Below are 23,665 nucleotides of genomic sequence, written 5' to 3' on the forward strand. Positions count from 1 at the left end.
TCGTAGTTGTGGTCAAGGGTCCGTCGCCGAAAGGTAGTTCATGCACACGCAGGAGGAACACAACCAGACCGGCCGACCGCAGGCGACCCGCCGCCCGGCGGCCCGGGACGCGTCCGCCGACGCGGGCCGCGCGGCCGTGACCGGGACCGGGAACGCCGCCGGGCTGCTCGCCCTCCAGCGGACGGCGGGCAACGCCGCGGTGGCCCGCACCGTCGAGGCGTCGCGCCACCGGCACGACGCGAGCTGCCGCCACCCGCCGGCGGTGCAGCGGCAGGCGGCGGGCGCGGAACTCCACGAACACGACGCGGCCTGTGGCCACGTGCCCGCGGTGCAGCGCCAGGCCCTGGTCCACCGGGTGATCCAGTCCCCCGGCCAGGGCATGGACCAGGCGCTGCAGTCGGAGATGGAGACCCGTTTCGACGGCGCGGACTTCAGCGGCGTACGGGTGCACACGGGCCCCCTCGCCCGGGAGTCGGCGCGGGAACTCGGCGCCAAGGCCTACACCACGGGCCCCAACATCGTGGTCGGCGACACCATGACGAAGGAGGACTGGGCCCACGAACTGACCCACTACGAGGACCAGTTGAAGGGCCCCGTCCCCGGTACGGACACCGGCGGCGGAGTCAGCGTGTCCGACGTGAACGACTCGGGTGAACGCCACGCGGTGGACAACGCCCGCAGGGTGATGAACGGTCCGGTGCCTCCGGTGCAGCGGACACCGGCGCACACCGGGCCGGACACCGCCCCGGCCCCGGTGCCGGGAGGAACGGCCCCGGTGGCGGTGCAGCGCGTGCTCAGTGCCGAGTTCGTCGAGTCCGTGTCCGAGAAGCTGGGCGTCGAGAAGGGCACCGTCAAGCTCGTCAAGGTGCCGAACGGCATACCCGCCGACCGGAAGTTCCGGGACTACCCGGAGGGGCACGTCATCGGCCTGACCGGCGCCGAACTGGACATGAGCGTGCAGTCACTGAACCAGTACCCGGACGGGAACACCGCTGCCAGTGCGGTGGTCGAGCAGGCCGGCGGCGGCGGTTACCTGCGGGAGTCCGGCATCATCCTGGTCAACGCCGACCCGCCCGCCAAGTTCACCTTCGACCAGGTCGTCCAGCACGAGATGGGCCATCTGCGGCAGGCCCAGGCCGGTTTCGACATCGACATGGCCGGGGCCAAACGGGCGCTGGTGGAGTACCACAACATCCTGGTGAACGAGAACCTGTTCGCGGACGAGATGCGCCTCGAGTACACGGACGCCGACAACACCCTCTCGAGCAGGGCCAGGGAGCAGGCCGAGGCCAACGAGGAGACGAAGCCCTTCACGCCGCTGAGCAACCCGTGGCGGTCGATGTCCCGTTACGTCGCGGCGCACGGTGGCGCGTCACAGCAGAATCTACTGCGTGCGATCGAGGCCGAGCTGACGGACTCGAAGTACGACCAGAAGTCCGGAAAGAGCAAGTTCGCCCCGCCCTTGCGCGACAAGATCCAGCGACGCGTCGGGACGATGTACTGGAACCACATGTTCCCCGCGTAGGAGGCCATGAAGGGGCCGGAAGGCGTCCCGGCCCTGCCTCTTGGGGCACCGGAGCTGCCCGGACGCCTCCTGTGCCGTCCCGGCCGCGGCGCTAGCGTCCGAACAGTGAGCCTGTGGACCTCTCTGGAACCCTCGTCCGCGACCGTGGACCCGGGTGCCTCGACCCGTGTACGCCTGCGGCTGCGCAACACCGGTGACGTCGTCGACGAGTACCGCTTCGAACCGGTGGGTCCCGTCGCGCCCTGGACGACGATCGAGCCCGCCACACTCCGCCTCTACCCCGGGACCACGGGCACGGTCGAGCTCACCTTCGCCCCGCCCCGCACCCCGGACGCGACCGCAGGACCGAACCCCTACGCCGTCCGCGTCACCCCCACCGAGCACCCCGAGGCCGTCACCGTCCCCGAGGGCAACCTCACCATCACGCCCTTCACCGAGCTGCGCGCGGAGCTGGTCCCGCCGACCGTCAAGGGCCGGTTCCGGGGCCGTCCGAAGCTGGCCATCGACAACCTGGGCAACACGAAACTGACCGCCTCCGTGAGCGGCAACGACAACGGCGACCAGCTCGCCTACGATCTGCACCCCAGCAACGTGCAGATCGAACCGGGCCGCGCCGCCTTCGTGAACGCCACGCTGAAGCCCCGGCGGATCATCTGGTTCGGGCCGAAGCAGCAGCGGCCCTACCGGCTCGTCGTGCAGCGGTCGGGCGTGCAGCCGGAGCCCGTCGACGGGACCTACATCCAGCGCGGCTTCCTGCCCCGCTGGCTGGCCACCCTCTTCGGCACCCTGCTGGCGCTCGCCGTCACCTTCGCCCTGATCTGGTTCAACTACAAGCCCCACGTCCAGAGCCTCGCCCAGGAACAACCCGTGGAAGCCGCGGTGAGCAGCATCGCCCCGAGCCCGACCGTCACCCCGACCCCGCCCCCGGCGCCCAGCGAGACGGCCGCCGCCGCGCCCGCCGCCCCGACCACCGAAGCCGCGGCCGACAACGGCGGAGGGGGCGGAGGCGGAGGGGGCGCGACGGCAACGGTCACGGCGAAGCCCAAGCAGGACACGGCGGCGACCGCCGTGAACCGGTTGGCCGCCGCCGACCCGGGCGGCCGCCACATCTGCTATCGCGCCTACATCCAGGGCACCGGCTGGTCGAAGCCCGTCTGCGACGGCACCATCGCCGGTACCGTCGGCAAGAACGCCCCGATCAAGGACATCAACGTCGCGGTGTACGGCGTCGACGGCTCGGCCGGCAACTCCTTCGTCTACGACTCCCAGTCCACCAGCGGGCAGGGCAAGTGGCAGACCTGGACCAAGATCGTCGCCGACGGCAAGGACAACTACATCGGCAGCACGAAGCCGGCCGACCCCTACCTGGAGACCTTCACCCTGAACGTCGGCAGCGGCCAGGTCTGCGGTCTCGCCCACGTACGCGGCGCCGGCTGGGGCAATCAGGTGTGCAGCGACGCCCGTCCGGCCCTGCTCACCCTGGGCACCTGGGACAACACGCTCTGGCTCGAAGCCTTCAAACTGACGGTGTGAACCCATGACTCTCTGGACCTCCCTCGAACCGGCCTCCGCGACCGTGGACCCGGGTGCCTCGACCCGGGTACGCCTGCGGCTGCGCAACACCGGTGACGTCGTCGACGAGTACCGCTTCGAACCGGTGGGTCCCGTCGCGCCCTGGACGACGATCGAGCCCGCCACGCTCCGCCTCTACCCCGGGACCACGGGCACGGTCGAGCTCACCTTCGCCCCGCCCCGCACCCCGGACGCGACCGCAGGACCGAACCCCTACGCCGTCCGCGTCACCCCCACCGAGCACCCCGAGGCCGTCACCGTCCCCGAGGGCAACCTCACCATCACGCCCTTCACGGAGATCCGCGCCGAACTCGTGCCGCCGACCGTCAAGGGCCGGTTCCGGGGCCGCCCCCAGCTGGCCATCGACAACCTCGGCAACACCAAGCTGACCGCCTCCGTCAGCGGCAGTGACAACGGCGACCAGCTCGTCTACGACCTGCACCCCAGCAACGTCCAGATCGAGCCGGGCCGCGCCGCCTTCGTCAAGGCCACCCTCAAACCCCGGCGGATCATCTGGTTCGGGCCCAAGGAACAGCGGCCGTACGCCCTGATGGTCCAGCGGTCGGGCGTCAATCCACAGCCTGTGGACGGCACCTACGTCCAGCGCGGTTTCCTGCCCCGCTGGCTGGCCACCCTCTTCGGCACCCTGCTCGCCCTCGCCGTCACCTTCGCCCTGATCTGGTTCAACTACAAGCCCCACGTCCAGAGCCTCGCCCAGGAACAGCCCGTGGAAGCCGCGGTGAGCAGCATCGCTCCCAGTCCCACCGCCAGCGCCCCTCTGGTGGCCGCGCCGGCGCCCTCGCCGACGCCGGTGGAGCAGCAGCCGGCGAACGACGGCAACGGCTCGTCCGGCACCCAGGGCGGCGGCCAGTCCCAGCCGGCCCCGCGGGCGACGAAGAAGAAGACCGCGAAGCCGGTCGTGCCGGCGACGAACGTCCTGCTCCTCAACACGACCACCAGGAAGTGCGCCGACATCCCCGGCTACGACAACGGCACCAGCAACGGCCCGGTGCGCGAGTACACCTGCGACGAGACCACCCACGACAACCAGCTGTGGAACCTCGAGGTGCGGTACCCGAAGGGCGGCCCCGGCTCGGCCGCGCTCTTCCAGATCCGCAACGCCAAGGACCAGCTCTGCATGGACCTGCCGGACCGCGGCTCGGCCCGGCTGTCCGCACCGATCACCGAGTACAAGTGCGACGGCACCAAGGCCGACAACCAGCTGTGGTGGATCGACAAGCAGCCCAGCGGCGCCTACTGGATCCGCAACTTCGCCAGCGACAACCTCTGCCTGGACGTCGCGGGCTACAGCACCGGCGGCAACGACACCAACCTCACCCTGTACCACTGCTCCAACACCGACGACCAGGAGTGGCGGATCGTCCGGCCGTCCGGCGACTGACCGCCCCGTCGGGGGCGCGGGGCTGTGTTTGATCTGCGGCTACCGCCGCGTGGGCGCGACCAGCCACGACGGCGCGCACCCTCCTCCGGCGCTCACCCCCACGCGCCCGGTACCAGCCGCCCCGCCTTGCGGTACTCGCGTCGCGCCCCTTCGAGCAGGTCCGCCGCGCCCACGGATTCGCCCCGGCCCGCCGCGAGGTACGCCGCAGTCACCACCGCGCTCCGGATGGAACCACCGGCGAGCTCGAACTCGGCTGCCAGCGGACGCAGTTCGACGCCCTCCTCGCTCGGCACGTGGGCCAGGCCGTGCCGCCACAGGGCCAGGCGCTGTTCCTCGTCCGGGAACGGGAAGTCGATCACCAGGTCCAGGCGGCGGGTGAAGGCCTCGTCGATGTTGGCGCGCAGGTTGGTGGTGAGCAGCGCGATGCCGTCGAAGGCCTCCAGGCGCTGCAGGAGGTAGGCCGACTCCAGGTTGGCGTACCGGTCGTGGGCGTCCTTGACCTCGGAGCGCTTGCCGAAGACGGCGTCGGCCTCGTCGAAGAGGAGCACGGCGTCGGTGCGGTCGGCCTCGGTGAAGATGCGTTCGAGGTTCTTCTCGGTCTCGCCGACGTACTTGTCGACGACGGAGGAGAGCTGGACGACGTAGAGGTCCAGGCCGAGTTCGGCGGCCACCACCTCCGCCGACAGGGTCTTGCCGGTGCCAGACTCGCCCGCGAAGAGGCCGAGCACGCCGCGTCCCCGGCCGCCGCCCGCGCTCAGCCGCCAGTCGCCGAGCACCCGGTCGCGGTGGCGGGCGCGCAGGGCGAGTTCCCGCAGTTCGGCCAGCGGCCGCTCAGGCAGCACCAGGTCGCGCCAGTCGACGGCGGGCCGGATCCGGCGGGCGTGCTGCTCCAGGCCGGAGGCGGACTGCTGGCGGGCGCCGAGCCGCAGGTGGGCGGCGGTCAGCGGGGTACCGTCGAAGGCGGCGAGGTCCTGCGCGGCCCGGGCCGCCCGGGTGAGGCGCTCGCCGCCGAGGTGGTACGGGGCGACGGTGGCGGCGAGGTCGAAGCCTGGGTCGCCGGGCAGGGCGGCCGCCCAGGCGTCCAGGGCGGCGGCGCGCCGGGAGGGCACCTCCAGGACGAGCGGGTCGCGGTGGTCGCACCACTGGGGGTCGTAGGGGCGGGCGGACGTCACCAGCACGGTGACGTCCGCGGCGCTGTCGGCGCTCAACGCGCCCAGGACGGGGCCCGGTTGGTCGCTTTCGACCAGGATCGCCCGGCCGCTCAGGCGGGCCTCCCGCAGCAGCTCCGGGATCCGATCCTCGGGCCCGGTGCAGTGCAGCACCGCCCGCCCCGCGAGCCGCAGCGCGGCCGTCGCGCAGCCGAGGCCCTCGCCCTCCCGCCGTTCCCGCAGGTAGGCGAAGAGCGGCCCGGCGGCGATCCGCGCGGCCACCCGGCCGGTGAACTCCGCGTCCGCGGGCGCACTGCCGTACGACGGCTCCCGCAGGTGTCCGGTCAGCGCCGCGTCCGGGGTGTCGTCGCCGAGGAGGTGCGCCAGGACCCGGTCGGGGACGCGCAACGAGCGGCTGAGGAAGGGGCGTTCGGGCTCCTCGACGGTGAGCAGGCCGAGCGCGGTGAGCGGGGCGGTGGGGTGGAAGCGGGCGCGGGCCGCCGCGAGGTGCGCGGGGGCGCCGTACAGGTCGAGGGCGAGGCCGACGGTGGCGCGGCGGCGGCCCACGTCGTCGTTGAGGTAGCCGTACAGCTGCTCGAAGGTGCGGTCGAGGTCGGGGGCGAGGGCGATGAGGAGCAGGGTGGTGTCGAGCGGGGCGAGGCGCAGGCGGGCCGCGAGGGCGGCGAGCGGGTCGGCGAAACCGTCGGCCAGGGAGGGGAGTTCGGCCGGTTCCGGCCGGGGTTGCAGGAGGTGCCGTACCGCTTCCTCGGAGAGGTAGAGGCCGCGCAGCGGGTCGTCGGCCGTCGGGTCGTCGGCCGAACGGTGGGCGACGAGGGCGGCGACCCGGTCGCGCAGCGCGGACAGCCGGGTCAGGAGCGCGGCGGCCGGCTCCAGGGAGACGTCCAGGGTCACGCCCGGCCCCTCCGGGCGGCCGCGGCCTCGGCGACCTGGCCGGGCCGGTGGGCCCGCTCCTCGAGGACCAGTGCGGTGTCGTCCGTCCCGCCGCGGACCCGCACCGCGGCGCCCTCGGTGACCGGCGGTCCGGCGTCGTACTCGGGGTAGGCCGGGAAGGGGGCCGTGATCACGACGTCCAGGGACGGCTTGAGCTCGCCGCCGAGCGCCGACCAGATCTCGGCGAGGGAGCGGGCCTCGGTCTGGATGCCGGCGCAGGACAGCGGGATCGTCAGGCCCAGCGCGCCCAGGGAGCCCGGCAGTTCGGAGGGGTGGATCAGCTCCCGCGGGATCAGCGTCGCGAGCACCGCGCTGATCAGCCGGTGCTCGTCCTCGGGCCGCTTGGTCCACGCCGTCACCAGGTACGACAGCCGGAACCAGCGGGGCGGCTGGCGGCGCTTGACCACGACGTCCCGGTCGTCACGGATGTCGACGTGCCCGCGCTGACGCCGGTGCACGTCCTCCCGGATGTCGTACAGGTAGCTGTTGATCACGGGGCCGTTGCGGCGGGCCGACCAGTCGCGGGTCGGCGCGTCGAAGGAGACCTCGATGCCGGAACCCTCCAGCGCACCGCCGGTCAGCAGGTTCCGCAGCACCTGGTCCACCTCGTGGATCACGCCGTACTCACCACCCCATGGACCCGCGCGGCCCGCTCGGCATACACACCCCATCCTGCCCTTCGTCCCGGCCTGGCCCGCAGGCGCGGCCGGGCAGACCGGCCTGCCCCGGAACCGGTGTCGGCTGCCCGATCGGTCAGATGTAGCCTTCCCGGAGGGCATGGGCGACGGCGTGGGCCCGGTTGCGCAGGTGCAGTCGGGTGGTCAGCCCGTGCATCACGTTCTTGACGGTGCGCTCGGAGTAGGACAGCTTGCTGGCGATCTCACCGGTGTCGAGGCCCTCGGCGACCAGCCGCAGGACGTCCACCTCGCGGGCGGACAGCCCGGCCGCCGGGGCACCCGGACGGCCCGCGGCGCTGCGGTGCAGGGTGCCGACCTGGTTGATGAGCCGGCCGAGCAGGTCGGCCGGCAGGTCCCCGTCACCCCGTGCCGCCGCCAACACGGCCTGCACAAGTCGGAGTTCGGTGGCCTCGTGGCGCCATACGATGGCCCCGACCCCGCACTCGATCACATCGAGCAGTTCGGTCTCGCGCAGCGCGCCGACCACCAGTACGGCCCGAGCGCCCTCGCTGCGCACCACCCGGCGCAGCCGGGTCAGTTCGGGCTCGTCGAGGCCGTCGCTGATGAGCAGCGCCACGGTGCCGGGCCCGGTCTCGGACTCCTCGCGTATCTCGACCTCCGGGTGGCGCCGCAGCTGGCTGAGCGCGCCCTCACGGGAGATCGGGTCCGGCGCGTACACCGCCACGGGCGTGCGGCCGACCGGCGCGAATGAGCTGTTGCTGACCAACCGCTTCCCCCATGTTCACGTGCCCGTCGTCTCCGAGGGAACTGTGACGGGCGGTAGTACTCAGCCTGCTGTGGCCAAAGGGGCAACGACAATCGTGGAGGACCACGAGAAGGACCACGAGATGTTTGGGGGCCGGGTGGGGGGTGCTTGTGGTCGTGGGTGCGCTGCGGCTGTGTTGTGGCTGGTCGCGCAGTTCCCCGCGCCCCCAAGAAGGTGGGTCCACTGGTCCCACCTGAAAAGGGGCGCGGGGAACTGCGCGACCAACCCCCACCGGCCCGCAGCGCACCCACGACCGCAAGCCCCCCACCCAGATCCACAGCCCCGTATCAAATGTGCGGCCCCTGCAACAAACCCGCCGTCCACCCCCGGCACCTCACAACCACTCCCGCCGCCACCACCTCTAACCCCCCGAACCCACCAGCGCACCGCGAGGAGCCAGGCATGACCCAGCCGTCCCCTGAACTCGCCGCCGCCATGCACCTGCTGGCCGAGGAAGCCGAGCGCACGCTGGCCGGCAGCGGCCGCCTCGTGCTTCTCCGGGGCGCCACCGGAACCGGCCGCACCACCGTCCTGGAGGCCGCCGCCGAGCAGGCGAGCACCCTCGGCCTGAAGGTGCTCCGCGCCCGCTGCTCACCCGGCGACACCTCCATCTCCTTCTCGACCGTCCTCCAACTTCTCGGCCCTGTCCCGGAGTTCGCCGATCTCGCGGTGGACGGGGACGAGCGGTCCACCGCCGCAGGCCTGTGGCGGGTGCTGCGCGCCTACGCCGACGACTCGCCGCTCCTCGTCGCCGTGGACGACGTCCACCTCGCCGACGCCCCCTCGCACCGCTGGCTCGTGGAGTCGGCCCGGCACATAGACCGTTTACCGATCCTCCTCGTCGTCAGCGAACGCAGCCAGTACGACCTCGACCCGCCCGCCCCCGGCTTCACCCACACCCTGCCGCCGGCGCTGGTCCGCACCCACACCCTCGCGCCCCTCGCCCCGGCGGCCGCCGCCGACCGGGTGCGCGCCGAGTTCCCCGACGCGTCGCCGTTCTGGGTCGACGCCTGTGTCCGGGCGGCGGCCGGCAGCCCCCTGCTGCTGGGCGCCCTCCTCGACGACCTGGACGAGAGCCGGCACCGGGACGTGCCCGAGACGACGGCCGCGCTCTACCCGGGCGCGTACCCGGCCGCCGTCCAGTGGTGGCTGGACAGTGCGGGACCGGCCACCACCGAGGTCGCCCGCGCCCTCGCGGTCCTGGAGGAGGACCCCGGCACCGGCCTGCCGGAGAGCGAGATCACCCCGCTCCTCGCCGAACTGGCCGACGCCGACCCCGTCCGGGTGGCCGGCTGGCTCACCGCCATGACCAACCTCGGCCTGCTCACCCTGGGCCCCGACGGCCGCCCGCACTTCCCGCACCCGCTGCTGCGCGACGCGGTCCTCGCCGGTGTCCCCGCCGCCCGCCGCCGCACCGCCCACCGGGCGATCGCCGAGGCGATGCTGCACCAGGACGCCCCCGCCGAGGCCGTGGCCCGCCAACTGCTCGCCACCGGACCCGTGGACGCCCCCTGGGCACCGGCCCTGCTCCGGGACGCGGCCGCCGTCGCCCTCCACGAGGACCGCGTCGAGGACGCCGTCGCCTACCTGCGGCGCGCCCTGGAGGAACCCCTCCCCGACGACCGCCGGCAGCGGCTGCTGACCGAGCTGGGCTCACTGGAGTACGCGGCGCCCCGCTCCTCCGCCGCGATACCCCGCCTGGCCGAGGCGGTCCGGCTGCCCGCGGCCCCGCAGGACCGGGTGCGCGCGGCCGTCGCCCTCGGCACCGCGCTCACCGGCCGGGGCCGCACCCGCAAGGCCGTCGAGCTGCTGTGCTCCGTGCACGGCGAACTGGACGGCCACCCCGACCTGGTCCGCACCCTGCACACCGCCTCCGTCCTCCTGTCCGACCAGGACCAGGAGGTACGGCAGGAGGTCTACCGGCGGCTGTCCGAGACCGCCGACCGCTCCCCGGAGCTGGTCGGCACGGCCGGCCAGGCCCTGCTGGTGCGGCACGCGGCCTCCGCGGGCCTCACCTCGGCCCGGGAGGCCATGCGGCAGTTACGCACCCTGCTCGCCGAACCCACCGACCCGCTCACCGAACCGTTCCTGGTCGGCACCGCGGCCACCGTCGCCCAGTGGGCCGACGAACTCGACGAGGCCGACCGGCTGGTGGACCGCGGTCTGGCCGGGCAGCGCCCCGACCTGCTGCACCCCATGCACCAGGCGCTGCTGAACAACCGCGCGGACATCGCGGCGGCCCGCGCCGACCACACCCGCCCGGCCGCCGTCCCCGACGCGGTCACGCCGTCCAACGCCGACGCGCACGCACTGATCGCGCTCGTGGAGACCGGCCGCGGCGCACAGGCTGCGGACCTGGTCGCCGGGATCGACCTGCGGGAGGCGCCGGACTCCTGGGAGCTGAACCGGTTCCTCTACGCGCGGGGCGTGGTGCGGGCGGCGGCCGGCGACCCGGCCGCCGCGCTGCACGACTTCCTGGAGTGCGGGCGCCGCCAGACGGCCCGTGACGTGCTCAGCCCGGTGGTCACCCCGTGGCGGACCGCCGCCGCCGAGTGCCGGCTGGCCCTGGACCGCCCGCTGGAGGCCATCGCGCTGGCCGAGGAGGAGCTGCGGCTGGCCCGGGTCTGGGGCACCGCGCGCACGGTGGGCCGGGCGCTGCGCGTCCTCGGTACGGCGACCGGGGGCCGCCGCGGTCTGGAGCTCACCGAGGAGGCGGTGCGGCTGCTGCGGGACGGCGGCCCGGCCGGTACCGAGCCGGCGCTCGCCCTGATCGCGCTGGGCCGCCAGCTGGCCGCCGCCGGTGAGGGGGCCCGCGCCCGCGACTGCCTGCGGGAGGCCGCCGAGCACGCCGAACGGCAGGGCGCGGTACGGCTGTCGGAGCTGACCGAGGAGATCCTGCGCAAGGGCGGCGCCCGCTCCCCGAGGCGCCGTACCGGCGCCGCCTCCCTCACCGGCAGCGAGCGGCGGATCGCCGAACTCGCCGCCGACGGGCGCACGAACGTGGAGATCGCGGCCGCCCTCCATCTGGCCCGCCGCACCGTGGAGACCCATCTCACGCACACCTACCGCAAGCTGGGCATCCGCCGCCGGGCGGACCTGCGCCCGGCCCTGGACCAGGCCGCGCCCCGTCCGTAGCGGACCGGACGGGTCGTCAGGGGGCGAGCCAGTGGGCCGCCGCCGCGAGCAGGGCGCGGACGCCCGTCCCGATCGTCGGGTCGGGGACGGGCGCGAAGTGCGGGGAGTGGTTGGAGGGGATCTGCGGGGGGATGCCGTCGCGGACCAGGGCCTCCAGGTCGACGCCCTCGTAGAGTTTGTGGTCGGCGCCGCCGACGAACCAGAAGACCGAGGGCACCCCGAGGGCCGTACCGAAGGCCCCGAAGTCCTCGCTGTTGGGGACCGGTGAGGTCAGCTCGAAGGTGAGGCCCGGGAACTCGCCGGCCAGCGCGGCCTGCACGGACGCGGTCGCGGCGGGGTCGTTGTGGGTGACCGGGAAGGAGTCGATGGGGACGATCTCCGGCTCCCTGGACACCTCGGAGGCGGCGGCCTCGGCCCGTATGATCCGCTCGACCGCGGCCAGGACCCGCTCCCGGACGGCCGCCGTGGTGGTCCGTACGTTGATCTTCAGCTCGACGCTGTCCGGGATGATGTTCTCCTTGGTCCCGCCGTGGATCGAGCCGACCGTGACGACGGCCTGCTGGTTCGCGCCCACCTCGCGGGAGACGACGGTCTGCAGCCGCATCACGACCGCGGCGGCCAGCACCACCGGGTCGACGGTTGCCTCCGGCGTGGACCCGTGCCCGCCCCGCCCGAACAGCGTGACCCGCATACTGTCCGCGCCCGCCATCAGCGCTCCCGCCCGGGTCCCGACCAGCCCGGCGGGCGCCGCGGCCACGTGCTGGGCGAGGCACACGTCGGGCCGCGGGAACCGCTCGGCGAACCCGTCCGCGAGCATCTTCGGCGCCCCGCCGACCTCCTCGGCCGGCTGGAAGACGGCGACCACCGTCCCGCGCCAGCCGTCCCGTCCGGCGGCCAGCTGCCCAGTGGCCCCGAGCAGGCAGGCGACGTGCAGGTCGTGCCCGCACGCGTGCATCACCCCGGCGGTCTTCGAGGCGTACGGCAGCCCGGTCTCCTCCTGCACCGGCAGCGCGTCCATGTCGGCCCGCAGCAGCACCACCGGCCCGTCCCCGTTGGCCAGCACCCCGACCACCCCGGTGCCGCCGACCCCCTCGGTGACCTCCCAGCCCTGCTCCCGCAGCCGCCCCGCGACGACGGCCGCGGTCCGTTCCTCGGCGAACGACAGCTCCGGGTGCGCGTGCAGGTCCTCGTAGAGCGCCCGCAGCTCGGGGAGCCGGTCACTCAGGCCGGTCAGGAGGGGGCTGGTGCTCATGTGTCGTCTCCCGGGGTGTGTGCGTGGCTTGGCTGCCGAGTCAAGGATGCAGGATCGGTCCTGTGACCGGACTCCGCGCGGAAATACGGGGAGACGAGGTCAACGGCGTGGGTGTGCCGGGTTACGGCACCGGCGCCGCCTACTGATGTGCCGTCGTTCGTCTGCGGCGCCGTCGTGGCTGGTCGCGCAGTTCCCCGCGCCCCTTCGGGGCGCTCCTGCGGGGGGGGCGCTCCTGCGGGGGGGGGGCTCCTGCGGGGCGCTTCTTCTGCGCCCCGGCCAGTGCCTCAGGCGCCGTCTTGTGGGCGTCCGTTGCCGCGCGGGACGATCGACGCATGTGGGATGGAATCGGTGGGATCGACGGGCTCAAGAACCTGGCGGACAAGGCGAAGGACGTCGCCGAGGAACACGGTGACGCGATCGGGGCAGGTCTGGAGAAGGCGGGCGACCTGGTCGACGAGCGGACCGACGGCACGTACACCGAGCAGATCGACACCGGGGTCGCCAAGGCGCGGCAGCTGGTGGAGCGCCTGGGCGAGCAGGGCTCCGGGAAGTAGCGCCTACGTGTCGGTGGTCGGGCGGGTCCGGCCCGGCTCCGGCAACTCGCCCAGCTTCAGCCGGGTGTGCAGGACGTCGCCGATGAACAGGTCGTAGACCAGCACGCCGATCACGCCGCCGACCAGCGGGCCGACGATCGGGATCCACCAGTACCCGCTGAACGTCGCCCCGTTCCCCGGGAACGCGAGGCTCTTCCACCCGGCCAGCCAGGTGAGCACCCGCGGACCGAAGTCACGGGCCGGGTTGATGGCGTAGCCGGCGTTCGCGCCGTAGGACATGCCGATGGCGGCGACGGCCAGGCCGATGACGAACGGGCCGAGGTTGGACCCGACGGCCGTGTTGCGCAGGTCGATGACCGCGACGACGAACATGACGAGGAAGGCCGTACCGACGATCTGGTCGATCAGCGGGCCCCAGATCCCGCCGTGGAAGTAGGGCGCCGGGAAGGTGGCGAAGATGGAGAAGGTGGCCTCGGTGTGCCCACCCACCTTCGGCGGCTTCGACGCGGCGTCGAACGCGTTGATCGCGTCGTGGTACACGAGGAAGACCAGCGCGGCCCCGGCGAAGGCGCCCAGTACCTGCGACGCCCAGTAGGGCACCACCTTCACCCACGGGAACCTGCGGCGCACGGCGAACGCGAGCGTCACCGCCGGATTGAGATGGGCCCCGCTGACCCCGCCCGCCACGTAGATGGCGAAGGTCACGGCCAGGCCCCAGCCCCAGGCGATCAGGAGCCAGTCACCGGCGGCCAGGAAGATCGTCGTGGGGGTCTCCGCCCGCCCCGATCCGGGCAGCGCGGCCACCGCCATCGCGACGCTACCGGCTCCGAACGCGAGGATGACGAAGGTCCCGAGGAACTCTGCCAGGCACTCACCGAGCAGGCCTCCACGGCTTCTGAGCCGGGAGGGCTTGAGGAGCGGAGGTATTTCCACAGCCATCGCTGGCCCCCTTTAGCCATCGCTGACTCCCTGAGAGGAGCAATCGGGCCGAACACCATATTGGCCCACAAATGATGTTCGCGCAGATCGGCCCGTCCCGCCCGACGGGGCCTCTCCTCCCAGGACCCTCCCCGGTCTATCCGGCGAGGTCGTCGGCGTAGTGCCGGAACCCGTGCCGGTCGCGGTGCATCCCCCACAGCAGGTCGGCGAGCACGGCGGGGTCCTTGCGCGGATGCCCGGCGACGATGGCCCCCGGGATGATGAGCTGCCCCACGTGGATGCCCTCGCCCGCGAGCCGGTCGTGCAGCAGGTGCCCGTAGGCGCTCTCGGCGGCGAAGGCGATGGAGGTCCCGGCCCGGTCGGGGTGCGGGATGACGGCCGTACCGCCGTTGACGAGCAGGATCGTCCCCCGCCCCAGCTCCCGCATGCCCGGCAGCACCTGCTGGACGGCGGCGACCGGCCCGTACACCGAGAACTCGACGGGGCCGGTCAGGTCCGCGTGGGTGGTCTCCAGGACCGGCAGCATGAAGTCCCGCTGCGGTACCGGGCTGTACTGCAGGACCTCGACGGTCCCCAGTTCCTCGGCGGCCCGCGCCAGCGCCCCCGCGAGGGCGAGCGGGTCCCTGACGTCGGCGGCGAACCCGCCGGCGCGGACGCCCTCCCGGGCCAGCTCGCCGGCCAGCGCCCCGAGCCGCTCCCCGTCCCGGGCCAGCAGCGCCACCGCGAACCCCTCCCGCCCGAACCGCCTGGCGACGGCGGCCCCCAGGCCGGGTCCGGCCCCCACGATGGCAACACTGCTCACGACGACTCCCGACGGGCGACACGGCTGACACGGCACGCTTGCACCTACGTCCGTACCGCACGCCCCCCGACTTCACACGTGCGTGCCGTCCGCGTCCTTGGCAGGATGGCGGGATGGAACGTGTGCTTGGAATCGGCGGGTACTTCCTGCGGTCCGCCTCCCCGGCGGCCCAGAAGGCGTGGTACCGCGACTGCCTGGGCCTGGCCATCGACGACCACGGCCTGTGGGAGCAGCCGGCCGGGCCGACGGTGTTCGCGGCCTTCGAGTCGGGGACCGACTACTTCGGCTCCCCCGCCCAGCAGACCATGCTCAACTTCCGGGTCCGCGACCTGGACGCGATGCTCGCCCAGCTGCGTGCCAAGGGCGCGGACGTCGACGCGGAGACCCAGGAGATGGACGGCGTGGGCCGCTTCGGCTGGGTCACCGACCCGGAGGGCAACCGCATCGAACTGTGGCAGCCGGCCTGACGGCGGAGCCCAGGTCCGGGGAGAGGCGGGCCGGGATCCGGCCCGCTCCTCCCCGTCGGCAGTTCCTCAGCGCACGGCGTACGCGTTGTACACCGTGGTCGTCGAGCTGTCGCCGTGGGTGTCGGTGACCGTCGAGCGCAGGCCGACCCGGCCGCCGGAGCCCGGGTTGTGGACGGCGGTGGTCCACTTGCCGCCGGACAGCTTCGCGGTGGTCGCCTTCCAGTGGGCGCCGTTGTCGGTGGTGTACCAGGCACGCACGGACTTCACACCGTCCGAGAGCTGACGGATCGTGCCGTCGCCCGTGCCGTTGCGCTGCATGCCCAGGTCGACGGTGGTGGTCGAGCCCGCGGCCGCCTGGTTCCTGCTGTCCAGCGCCTCGGGCCAGAACCGGGTGATGTAGTTCCGGATCTGCTGGTTCTTGCCGGCGTCCGCGTAGAAGTGCAGGGAGAGGCTGGCGGAGGTCGACAGCGAGCCGGCCGGCAGGCCCCCGCGGTGGGCGGTCTCCGTGAGCGTGTACCAGCCCGAGCCGGGAATCCGCGGATGCGGGTCGAGTTGCGTCGAGGGGCTGTACGTGTGCGAGTAGAGCGTCTTGCCAGCATGGGTCAGCTTCACGCTGCCGGAGGCGAGGACGCCGCCGCCCGTGAGCCTGGGGTCCATGAACAGGTTGTCGTCGCCGAAGTACAGCTGGTGGTACCAGGTGTACGGCAGCCGCCCGCCCGGGCCCCAGACCGCGTGGCCCAGGGACAGCGAGGTCGTCTTGCCGGCCGCGTACGCGCGGGACCCGCTGTAGATGTAGTCGTGGCTCTGCTGGCTCACCTCCCACTGGCCGGCCGGGACGTGCACGCCGAAGGAGTCGGGCAGCTGACGCTGGAAGTCCAGGATGTTCGAGGACCACGAGCAGCTGCCGGCGCCCGTCGGCTCGCCGTGGAACGAGAAGTCCGCGTCTCCGCTGTCGGGGCCGGAATGCGCGGACACCTTGAGGGTGGTCAGCCCGGACCTCGTGAGCTTCGCGGACACCCCGGACGGCACGCCGCGGCGGTGCGTGGCGGACGCCAGCCAGAAGTCGCCGCCGCTCGTCGACCGCGGCTGGTACGTGGTGCCGTACGAGAATTCGTACGCCGTGCTGGTGTTCGGGATGGCGTAGAGGTCGCCCGCCGATGCCGAGATGCTCATCTCGGCAGGGCTGTCGTCGGTGGCGCAGACGGCCGCGCTGACCGAGTGGTCGTATCCGCCGCCCGGGCTGGGACTGAGCGAGACGTTGACCGCCCGCCCCTTCCGGCCGTCGAACGTGGTCGTCGTGGCCCCGGAGACCCGCACGCTGTGGCCGCCGACGACGGCGTCCTCGTTGTTGCCGCCGACGAAAGACGTGGCGAGCTCGTAACTGCCGTTGGGCAGGGACGTCTTCTTGTTGCCTTCGATGTAACGGAAGTCGTTCGTCTTCGTGTTGTAGACCGCCACCTGCGCGTAGACCGGCTTGCCGCTCCGGTCCAGCGTCTTGACGGTGAGCGACCCCTTGGTCGCGGCCGACGCGGTCGAAGCGCCTGCCAGAACGAGCGGCACGAGGACGGTGACGACACTCGCGGCCGTGGTGATTCGCCGCATCAGACCCCCCATAGGTACGCGACAAAAGCGAGTCACCTTAGCTCACCGGGAACACCGGCCCCGACACCGCCCCTCACTGTCATGTTCACCACGTAACAACGGGGCACGGCACACTGCGGGCATGCGGATCGCGGTGGGGTGACGGTGCTGATGCTCGCCGGTGACCCCGTGGAGGTCAGTCCTCCGGCGGCCGTCCCTCGATCAGGCGTTCCGCGATGTCGTCGGCCCAGGTCTGGGCCCAGTGGCGGAGGGCGGTGATCTCCTCGGCGTCGGCTCCGTGTTTCACGAACTCCCGGTCGTCGATCCAGTCCGTGCCGGTCAGGCGGGACTGGAGGTCGGCGAGGTCGAAGGTGTCACGGGCGTGCCGGCGGCCGAGGTCCTCCAGGTCGGGGAGGGTCCAGCGGTCCGCGGCGGCGTGCACGACCAGGAGGTCGCGGGGCAGGCCGCGGTCGGTCAGCGCCCAGACCCGCATGCCGACCACGTCTTCGAGGGCGAGGGTCAGGCCGAGTTCCGTCCGGACCGGCGGGTGCCAGAGGGCCTCCTTGAGGAGGTCGATCTCGCCCTCCTCCTCCGCGACCGCGTCGGCGACGACGAGCTGTGCGGAGAGGGGGTCCGTCTCGCGGGCCTCGACACGCCAGCCGCGCTCGCGGAGGCCGGCCACGACCGTTTCGGCGATCGCCGGCATGGGAGCCGGGCTCTGCGTGGCCGCGTCCACCGTCCGCCCGGGCCGGTCGAACAGACCATGGGCCTGGGCCGCGTAGTCACCGGTCAGCGCCAGGGGGTACCCGGCGCCGACCGACAGCAGGTCGGGCAGCAGACGGCGGTGCAGATGGGTGACGTTCACGCGGCGACGGCCGAAGAGGGTGCCATGGGGCGATTATCGCTGGCCGGAGCGGGCGCCGCGACGATTCCGCGCCCGGTGCCTGCCGATTCGGCCGACCGGTGGCCCCGTCGCCGGCGCGGGATCTTCCCGGCCCGGAACACCGCCGCCGACGGGTACCGCGGGACGGCGCCCGTCGACGCCTTCGCGCCCCACGGGTACGGCCTCCACAACGCCTCGGGCAACGTGTGGGAGTGGTGTGCCGACCGGTGGACGCCCGAGCGCGGCCGCCCCGCGGAGACCGGCACCGCCAACGCCCCCGACAGCTCCACCGGCCACACCGGCTTCCGCTGCGCCCGGGACGCGGGACGAGCCGAGGGACCCGTGGTCACTCGCCGACCGGGCCGATGAACGAGCCCGGGTGGGTGGCGCCGTCCTGGAGCACCACGGCACCGCCGTGCCAGGGCAGATCGAACGACGCGCGCTGGTTCGGCGCGGTGACGACGACCGTGGTCGGCGTGAAGTCGCTGGAGTCGCCCTGCCCCGGCACCAGGAAGGTGATCGCGAAGTTGGTGGAGGCACCGTTCGCCAGGGTGACGCGCTTCGGGGTGGCGTTCGTGCGCGGGAGCGACCACTTCTGACCGCTGTTGACCAGGTCGACGCCCGGGAAGCCGTACATCGTGCAGGAGTGGCCGCTCTTGTTGGTGAACGCCACGACCGCGTGCTTCTGCTGGCCGGTGCCACTGCCCGGGTCGGCCCAGGAGTAGCCGAGCTGGGAGGCCTGGCAGGCGGGCACCGAGCCGGTGGACGAGGAGCCGCCGGAGGACGACGTACCGCCGCCGGACGTCGACGAGCCCGAGGTGCTGCCGCTGCCGCCCGTGCCGGAGGAGGCGCTGCCGGAGGAACCACTGCCCGAGGAACCGCTGCCGGAGCCGCCCGTCGAGCCGGTGGCCGTCGAGTTGTCGCCGGCCGCCGGGGCCGCCGAACCGCCGTCGGCGCTGACGGAGCCGGTCGCGGTGCCGTTGCACGCGGTCAGCAGGGCCAGCAGCGCGGCGGCGCCGGCCGCGGCGACGGCGGTCTTGCGGGCGTTCGTACGGCGGTTGCGAAGCTTCGACATGGGATCCCCCAGCGGCGGTGTCCTTCCCGGCTCTCTGCCGGACACCCCTTTCGATGCGGGCCCGGCAGGGGAAGTTCGGGGATCACCGTCACGGGCCCGTCCTGGTCGTGTCACGCCCGCTGTTACAGACGTGGCCGCTCACGCCATCCAGAAGAAGACCGCCGTCATCCGCTTCTCCTCCAGCGTCTTCCCGGCGTAACCGGTCGCGCTGTGCACGAGGTTGGCGTTGTAGAGGAGCAGCCGGTTGTACTTGTGCGGGACGCGGACGTCCTCCTCGAAGTGGTCGCCGGGCACGAACCGGGTGCCGAGCGCCTCGACGAGGTTGTTGTGCGGGGCCTGCACGATGTTGCCGCCGAGCCGGCCGCCGGGCAGCGACTGACGGTAGAAGGCGGTGCCGCAGTCCTTGGCCACCCCGGGGTTGAGGTACAGCACCGCCGCGTACCGGCACAGCGCCCGCGAGTCGGTGTGCGGGCGCGGCTCGCTCTCGCCCTCGCCGACCACCTGGACGCAGTTGTGGTTGAGGGTGCCGCCACCGGGCGCCTGCTGCACCCACAGCTTCCCGGCGCCGGTCGCCTTGCGCACCAGCCCTTCCACGACGGCGAGTTCGGCGGGCTCCAGGCCGGGCATGGTGCGCAGCCCGGGCCAGGTCTCCGAGGTGTACGGGTATCCCTGGACCCAGTCGTCCTTGGCCAGGCACCGCTCCCGTACGGCGTCCACGTCCGGGAGGACGTCGTCGAAGACCCAGTAGTCGCGGCCCTTGGTGGGCTTGCGGTAGGGCAGCACGGGCAGGGCGGGACGCGCGGCGGGGCCCCGGCCGGCCGAACCGTTGGGCAGGCGGGGGACGCGGGGGGATGAGTGTGGGGGCATGCGGCGAAGCCTGCCCGCGACTTTGTCATGACCACTCACACCTGGAGAAACCATCACCTTCTCGTGGTGAGGACATGGCGGACGGCACCCCGGGCAGGGCCGGTCCTCACAAGTTCTTTACCAAACCAAAAGGTTCCCGGTGCTTCGGCATCCGTATTCATCGACGACCGACCCCCCGCCCCTGCGCGGGAACCCTGACCGGCAGGAGGCACCAGTGCGCTTTTCGCGGAACGCGACGGGAACTCTCTTCGTGGGCGGAGCCCTCAGCTTGACCCTCGCCGCGCTCGCCTACCCGAGCATGCTGGGCCTCAACACCGTGTCCAGCGACACCACCCGGGTGATCGCCAACACCCAGTGGGGGCCGCTGACCGAGGGCGACCGCGACTTCGTGGTGAAGGTGCGCGCGGCCGGGCTGTGGGAGTACCCCGTGGGCCAGCTCGGCCTGAAGAAGGGCCAGTCCCAGGCGGTCCTCACCGCGAGCAAGCACCTGATCGACGGCCACGCGGCGCTGGACGCCAGCTGTCGCAAGATCGCGCCCATGCTCAACATCACCATCCCGAACCTGCCCTCCCCCCAGCAGCAGGGCTTCGTCAACACCCTGACCGCGGACACCGGCAAGAAGTTCGACACGGACTTCGCCAACATCCTGCGCGTGACGCACGGTTCGATCTTCAACACGATCGCGAAGATCCGCTCGACCACCCGGAACACCCTGGTGCGGATCCTGGCCGACCAGGCCAACGCCACGGTCCTCGACCACATCACGGTGATGGAGCAGACCGGCCTGGTCGACTTCCCGTCGGTGCTCTTCCAGGAGACGACCCCGCCGAAGCTGCCCGCGGTCGACCTGACCCCGCCCCCGCCGGACGCGGGTCAGCCGCAGGTCGTCCTCACCCCGCCGGTCAACAGCACGACCAGCCCGCCGGCCCTCCCGGGCGAGAAGGGCTTCACGGGCAGCGGTGCGGGTGTCGGCACCGGCAACGCCGACGGCAACGCGGTGAACGTGACCCCGGGCGCCACGCCCACCGCCGGCTGAGTCACCTCAGGCGCCCAGCCACACCGTGGTGTCGGGCGGCAGCGTGCCGTCATGCGGCAACGGCACGCTCGCCAGCAGCACTTCGCCCGGCGGCAGCGGTACCGGCGCGTCCGACACGTTCGTGACGCACCGCCAGCTCTCCGTCCGGGCGAAGTGCAGCACCCCCGCGGGCGCCTCCACCCAGGTCAGCGTCTCGCCGTCAAGGAGCTTGCGGCGCAGCCGCAGCGCGGTGCGGTAGAGCTCCAGGGTGGAACCCGCCGTACCGGCCTGCGCCTCGACGGCGTACGACCCGAACCACTCCGGCTGCGGCAGCCAGGCGCCGCCGGACCCGAAGCCGTACGACGGGCCGTCCGCCGTCCACGGCAGCGGCACCCGGCAGCCGTCGCGGCCCTTGCGGGTGTGGCCGGTCTGCTCCCAGATGGGGTCCTGGAGGACGGTCAGGGGCAGGTCGGCGGCCTCGGGCAGGCCGAGTTCCTCGCCCTGGTAGACGTACGACGAGCCCGGCAGCGCGAACATGAGGAGGGTGGCGGCGCGGGCGCGCCTGAGGCCATGGGAGACATCGACGTGCGGCGTACGGCCGCCGGACAGCAGCCAGGCGTTCTCGTCCGTGCCGGGCGGCAGCGCCAGCCGGGAGGCGTGCCGCACCACGTCGTGGTTGGAGAGCACCCAGGTGGCCGAGGCGCCGGCCGCGCGGGCGGTGGCGAGCGAGCCGGTGATGACCTCGCGGAGCGCCTCGGCGTTCCACGAGGTCTGCAGGTACTCGAAGTTGAAGGCCTGGCCGAGTTCGTCCGGCCGGGCGTACAGCGCCCGCCGCGCGTCCGGCACCCAGGCCTCGGCGACGGCCGTGCGGGGCGGGTTGTAGGTGTCGAAGATCTTGCGCCAGTCACGGTAGATCTCGTGCACCTCGTCGCGGTCCCAGTAGGGGTGCGTGCCCGGCGCCACGCGCGCCAGCGCCTCCTCGCCGGTCGGGCCGAACTCGGCGACGTCCCGCAGCGGTTCGGCGAGGTCCTTCACCAGCGCGTGGGCCACGTCGACGCGGAAGCCGTCCACGCCCCGGTCGGACCAGAAGCGCAGGGTGGTGCGGAAGTCGGCGCGGACCTCGTCGTGCGCCCAGTTCAGGTCGGGCTGCTCGGGGGCGAACAGGTGCAGGTACCACTCGCCGTCCGGGACCCGGCGCCAGGCGCTGCCGCCGAACACCGACTGCCAGTCGGAGGGCGGGAGTTCGCCGTGCGCGCCGCGGCCGGGCCGGAAGACGTAGCGGTCCCGGGCCGCGGAGCCGGGGCCGGACAGCAGGGCCTCGCGGAACCAGGGGTGCAGGTGCGAGGTGTGGTTCGGGACGAGGTCGACGATCACCTTCAGGCCCAGCCGGTGCGCCTCGGCGGTCATCGCGTCGAAGTCGTCGAGGGTGCCGAGGCGCGGGTCGACGTCCCGGTAGTCGGCCACGTCGTAGCCGCCGTCGGCGAGTTCGGACGGGTAGAACGGGCTCAGCCACAGGGCGTCCACACCGAGCGCGCCCAGGTGGGAGAGCCGCTCGGTGACGCCCCTGAGGTCGCCGAGCCCGTCGCCGTCCGCGTCGGCGAAGCTGCGCGGATACACCTGGTAGATCACGGCCTGACGCCACCAGTCGGGGTTCCTGGAGGAGAGGTCGACCACGCGCGTTCCTTTCGGACGGAGAAACACCGATCGGGCGGAGAGACACCGAGAAGAAGTCTGTCCAGATTGCCGAGAAAGCGAAACTTCACACCGGGCGGAGCGGATCGTTCCCTGTGTGAGGGAGTTGTGAGGGTGCCCGAACGGCCCTTGATTCAAGGCAGGTTGACAGCGTTCGGCAGGGCCAACCACCATGGGCCGCACACTGTGGCGCATGTGACCACTGGGCCCGGTGTTTCCTCGCCTCCCGCTGCCCCTCCGCCGCCCGCCCGGCGAGAGATGAGCACCCCACGGATGGGATATTCATGTCCATAGCCAGACATGTCACCGCGCGTCGCCTGCTGGGGACGGGCTTCGCGTCGTTCGCCCTGTGTGCCGCCTCCGTCGCCGGCGCGTCCGGCGCCTGGGCGCACGGCACCCCCGGCGGTGACGGCTGGAGGTCCGGCGGCCACTACAGCCCCGGCACCGGCGCCGGCACGGAGACCGGCACGGACAAGTGCCAGTTCTCGATCGACGGCTCGAACTTCTTCGACTCGGTGAAGGTCGACGACCAGAACCTGAAGGTCACCGACGACGGCAAGGTCCACCTCAAGGTCCGCGCCGCCGCCGACGCCGCCTCCTGCACCGCCTCGCTCGCCTCCTACATCGCCCACGGCCCCTCCTTCGCCACCTCGGGGCAGCAGATCTTCGTCGACTTCGACTCGGTGACGGTCAAGCAGGGCCAGACCGACTCCCTCGACATCGCGGTCCCGGACGCCGGCTGCTTCGCGCAGATCGACCTCTACCGGGGCGCGACCAAGTTCGACGGGAACAAGGACGCGCACGACGGCTTCGAGCACGGCGACCTGCCGGCCGGCCCGGACCACGCGGTGATCAAGGACAAGCTGATCGCGTCCTGGAACGGCGGCACGAAGGACTGCTCGACGACCCAGTCGTCCTCGCCGTCGCCGTCCGCGCCGTCCTCCCCGTCGTCGTCCCCCTCCGAGTCCGCCCCGGCCACCCCGCCGCCCGCGGAGACCCCCACCGCGACCCCCTCGGAGAGCTCGGCGACCGGCACCGCCCCCGCGTCCCCCGCCCCGTCCGAGTCGACGACCACCCCGGCACCGGCCCCGAGCACCAACTCCGGCGGTGGCGGCGACCTGGCCCACACCGGCGCCGGCTCCAGCACCGGGTACATCGCCGGCGGCGCGGCCCTCCTGCTGGCCGGCGGCGGCGCGATCGTCGTCGCGACCCGACGCCGCAGGGCGACCCGCGCCTGATCCCTTCCGTACGCCAGGTGGGGGGGGGGGGGGGGGGAGGGAGGGGGGGGGGGGGGGGGGGGGGGGGGGGGGGGGGGGGGGGGGGGGGGGGGGGGGGGGGGGGGGGGGGGAGGGGAGAAAAAGG

At 72.9% G+C, this 23,665-nt stretch carries 19 protein-coding genes and 1 pseudogene; 9 read left to right on the forward strand and 11 right to left on the reverse strand.

The genetic code is table 11. From position 1 onward, the window contains the following. Positions 1-40: 40 nt before the first annotated feature. The 3 genes from ACZ63F_RS27320 to ACZ63F_RS27330 all read left to right on the forward strand — a co-directional run bounded on the left by ACZ63F_RS27320 (position 41) and on the right by ACZ63F_RS27330 (position 4,499). On the forward strand, positions 41-1,525 hold the full coding sequence (locus ACZ63F_RS27320) for an eCIS core domain-containing protein (protein ID WP_469714489.1): 1,485 nt from the start codon (positions 41-43) through the stop codon (positions 1,523-1,525). Between the two features lie 105 nt (positions 1,526-1,630). After that, on the forward strand, positions 1,631-3,058 hold the full coding sequence (locus tag ACZ63F_RS27325; protein ID WP_469714491.1) for a hydrolase: 1,428 nt from the start codon (positions 1,631-1,633) through the stop codon (positions 3,056-3,058). A 4-nt stretch (positions 3,059-3,062) separates the two neighbouring features. Then, positions 3,063-4,499 (forward strand): RICIN domain-containing protein, encoded by a 1,437-nt coding sequence (locus ACZ63F_RS27330; protein ID WP_469714495.1) that lies wholly within the window; start codon positions 3,063-3,065, stop codon positions 4,497-4,499. 92 nt (positions 4,500-4,591) lie between these two features. Here ACZ63F_RS27330 and ACZ63F_RS27335 read toward each other — a convergent pair whose 3' ends face one another. From ACZ63F_RS27335 to ACZ63F_RS27345, 3 genes are all read right to left on the reverse strand, one after another. Next, on the reverse strand, positions 4,592-6,559 hold the full coding sequence (locus tag ACZ63F_RS27335) for an ATP-binding protein (protein ID WP_469714497.1): 1,968 nt from the start codon (positions 6,557-6,559) through the stop codon (positions 4,592-4,594). Beyond that, positions 6,556-7,215, reverse strand: coding sequence for a Pvc16 family protein (locus ACZ63F_RS27340; RefSeq protein WP_469714501.1), 660 nt, complete (start codon positions 7,213-7,215; stop codon positions 6,556-6,558). Before ACZ63F_RS27340 ends, ACZ63F_RS27335 begins: the two co-directional genes overlap by 4 nt. 136 nt (positions 7,216-7,351) lie before the next feature. After that, a complete protein-coding gene (locus tag ACZ63F_RS27345) occupies positions 7,352-8,002 on the reverse strand; it encodes a helix-turn-helix transcriptional regulator (RefSeq protein WP_351956686.1) in 651 nt (216 codons plus the stop codon). 441 nt (positions 8,003-8,443) lie between these two features. On the opposite strand from ACZ63F_RS27345, the gene ACZ63F_RS27350 reads away from it, so the two are divergent. Further along, complete coding sequence (locus tag ACZ63F_RS27350) at positions 8,444-11,176, forward strand: helix-turn-helix transcriptional regulator (RefSeq protein WP_469714505.1); 2,733 nt, start codon at positions 8,444-8,446, stop codon at positions 11,174-11,176. A gap of 16 nt (positions 11,177-11,192) precedes the next feature. Here ACZ63F_RS27350 and ACZ63F_RS27355 read toward each other — a convergent pair whose 3' ends face one another. Continuing rightward, on the reverse strand, positions 11,193-12,428 hold the full coding sequence (locus ACZ63F_RS27355) for an amidohydrolase (protein ID WP_469714507.1): 1,236 nt from the start codon (positions 12,426-12,428) through the stop codon (positions 11,193-11,195). A 332-nt stretch (positions 12,429-12,760) separates the two neighbouring features. Between ACZ63F_RS27355 and ACZ63F_RS27360 the strand changes: the two genes are divergently transcribed. After that, positions 12,761-12,982, forward strand: a complete 222-nt coding sequence (locus ACZ63F_RS27360; RefSeq protein WP_469714510.1) for an antitoxin — start codon at positions 12,761-12,763, stop codon at positions 12,980-12,982. A gap of 3 nt (positions 12,983-12,985) precedes the next feature. Here ACZ63F_RS27360 and ACZ63F_RS27365 read toward each other — a convergent pair whose 3' ends face one another. Beyond that, a complete protein-coding gene (locus ACZ63F_RS27365) occupies positions 12,986-13,921 on the reverse strand; it encodes an MIP/aquaporin family protein (protein WP_469714513.1) in 936 nt (311 codons plus the stop codon). A gap of 136 nt (positions 13,922-14,057) precedes the next feature. Next, entirely contained in the window at positions 14,058-14,723 is a 666-nt protein-coding gene (locus ACZ63F_RS27370) for an SDR family NAD(P)-dependent oxidoreductase (protein ID WP_469714516.1), read from the reverse strand. 113 nt (positions 14,724-14,836) lie between these two features. Between ACZ63F_RS27370 and ACZ63F_RS27375 the strand changes: the two genes are divergently transcribed. Beyond that, on the forward strand, positions 14,837-15,190 hold the full coding sequence (locus ACZ63F_RS27375) for a VOC family protein (protein ID WP_469714520.1): 354 nt from the start codon (positions 14,837-14,839) through the stop codon (positions 15,188-15,190). 66 nt (positions 15,191-15,256) lie between these two features. Here ACZ63F_RS27375 and ACZ63F_RS27380 read toward each other — a convergent pair whose 3' ends face one another. Both ACZ63F_RS27380 and ACZ63F_RS27385 read right to left on the reverse strand, forming a co-directional pair. Next, positions 15,257-16,792: a hypothetical protein gene (locus tag ACZ63F_RS27380; protein WP_469714524.1), complete on the reverse strand. Its 1,536-nt coding sequence runs from the start codon at positions 16,790-16,792 to the stop codon at positions 15,257-15,259. A 175-nt stretch (positions 16,793-16,967) separates the two neighbouring features. Beyond that, positions 16,968-17,636 carry a hypothetical protein gene (locus tag ACZ63F_RS27385; RefSeq protein ID WP_469714527.1) on the reverse strand — a complete coding sequence of 223 codons (669 nt, stop codon included), beginning with the start codon at positions 17,634-17,636 and terminating at the stop codon, positions 16,968-16,970. A 114-nt stretch (positions 17,637-17,750) separates the two neighbouring features. Here ACZ63F_RS27385 and ACZ63F_RS27390 point away from each other — a divergent pair. Continuing rightward, positions 17,751-18,023: pseudogene (locus tag ACZ63F_RS27390) on the forward strand (formylglycine-generating enzyme family protein); the annotation flags it as partial. Here the strand turns inward: ACZ63F_RS27390 and ACZ63F_RS27395 are convergent. Both ACZ63F_RS27395 and ACZ63F_RS27400 read right to left on the reverse strand, forming a co-directional pair. Then, positions 18,001-18,729 carry a DUF4232 domain-containing protein gene (locus tag ACZ63F_RS27395; protein WP_469714529.1) on the reverse strand — a complete coding sequence of 243 codons (729 nt, stop codon included), beginning with the start codon at positions 18,727-18,729 and terminating at the stop codon, positions 18,001-18,003. The pseudogene ACZ63F_RS27390 and the gene ACZ63F_RS27395 sit on opposite strands and share 23 nt — an antisense overlap. Positions 18,730-18,867: 138 nt before the next feature. Further along, complete coding sequence (locus tag ACZ63F_RS27400; protein ID WP_093508175.1) at positions 18,868-19,512, reverse strand: DUF6445 family protein; 645 nt, start codon at positions 19,510-19,512, stop codon at positions 18,868-18,870. Positions 19,513-19,846: 334 nt separating this feature from the next. On the opposite strand from ACZ63F_RS27400, the gene ACZ63F_RS27405 reads away from it, so the two are divergent. Beyond that, complete coding sequence (locus ACZ63F_RS27405; protein WP_351956910.1) at positions 19,847-20,632, forward strand: DUF4142 domain-containing protein; 786 nt, start codon at positions 19,847-19,849, stop codon at positions 20,630-20,632. Between the two features lie 6 nt (positions 20,633-20,638). Here ACZ63F_RS27405 and ACZ63F_RS27410 read toward each other — a convergent pair whose 3' ends face one another. Beyond that, positions 20,639-22,285, reverse strand: coding sequence for a glycoside hydrolase family 13 protein (locus ACZ63F_RS27410; RefSeq protein ID WP_469714532.1), 1,647 nt, complete (start codon positions 22,283-22,285; stop codon positions 20,639-20,641). 302 nt (positions 22,286-22,587) lie between these two features. Between ACZ63F_RS27410 and ACZ63F_RS27415 the strand changes: the two genes are divergently transcribed. Next, on the forward strand, positions 22,588-23,541 hold the full coding sequence (locus tag ACZ63F_RS27415) for an LAETG motif-containing sortase-dependent surface protein (RefSeq protein ID WP_469714534.1): 954 nt from the start codon (positions 22,588-22,590) through the stop codon (positions 23,539-23,541). Positions 23,542-23,665 lie beyond the last annotated feature (124 nt).

It is taken from the genome of Streptomyces sp. NPDC104761, from assembly GCF_055583445.1.

Coding starts and splice junctions, on each gene's coding strand:
- ACZ63F_RS27350 (WP_469714505.1), top strand. CDS start 8,444: ATGACCCAGCCGTCCCCTGAACTCGCCGCCGCCATGCACCTGCTGGCC.
- ACZ63F_RS27415 (WP_469714534.1), top strand. CDS start 22,588: ATGTCCATAGCCAGACATGTCACCGCGCGTCGCCTGCTGGGGACGGGC.
- ACZ63F_RS27360 (WP_469714510.1), top strand. CDS start 12,761: ATGTGGGATGGAATCGGTGGGATCGACGGGCTCAAGAACCTGGCGGAC.
- ACZ63F_RS27380 (WP_469714524.1), bottom strand. CDS start 16,792: ATGCGGCGAATCACCACGGCCGCGAGTGTCGTCACCGTCCTCGTGCCG.
- ACZ63F_RS27375 (WP_469714520.1), top strand. CDS start 14,837: ATGGAACGTGTGCTTGGAATCGGCGGGTACTTCCTGCGGTCCGCCTCC.
- ACZ63F_RS27320 (WP_469714489.1), top strand. CDS start 41: ATGCACACGCAGGAGGAACACAACCAGACCGGCCGACCGCAGGCGACC.
- ACZ63F_RS27395 (WP_469714529.1), bottom strand. CDS start 18,729: ATGTCGAAGCTTCGCAACCGCCGTACGAACGCCCGCAAGACCGCCGTC.
- ACZ63F_RS27355 (WP_469714507.1), bottom strand. CDS start 12,428: ATGAGCACCAGCCCCCTCCTGACCGGCCTGAGTGACCGGCTCCCCGAG.
- ACZ63F_RS27330 (WP_469714495.1), top strand. CDS start 3,063: ATGACTCTCTGGACCTCCCTCGAACCGGCCTCCGCGACCGTGGACCCG.
- ACZ63F_RS27365 (WP_469714513.1), bottom strand. CDS start 13,921: ATGGCTGTGGAAATACCTCCGCTCCTCAAGCCCTCCCGGCTCAGAAGC.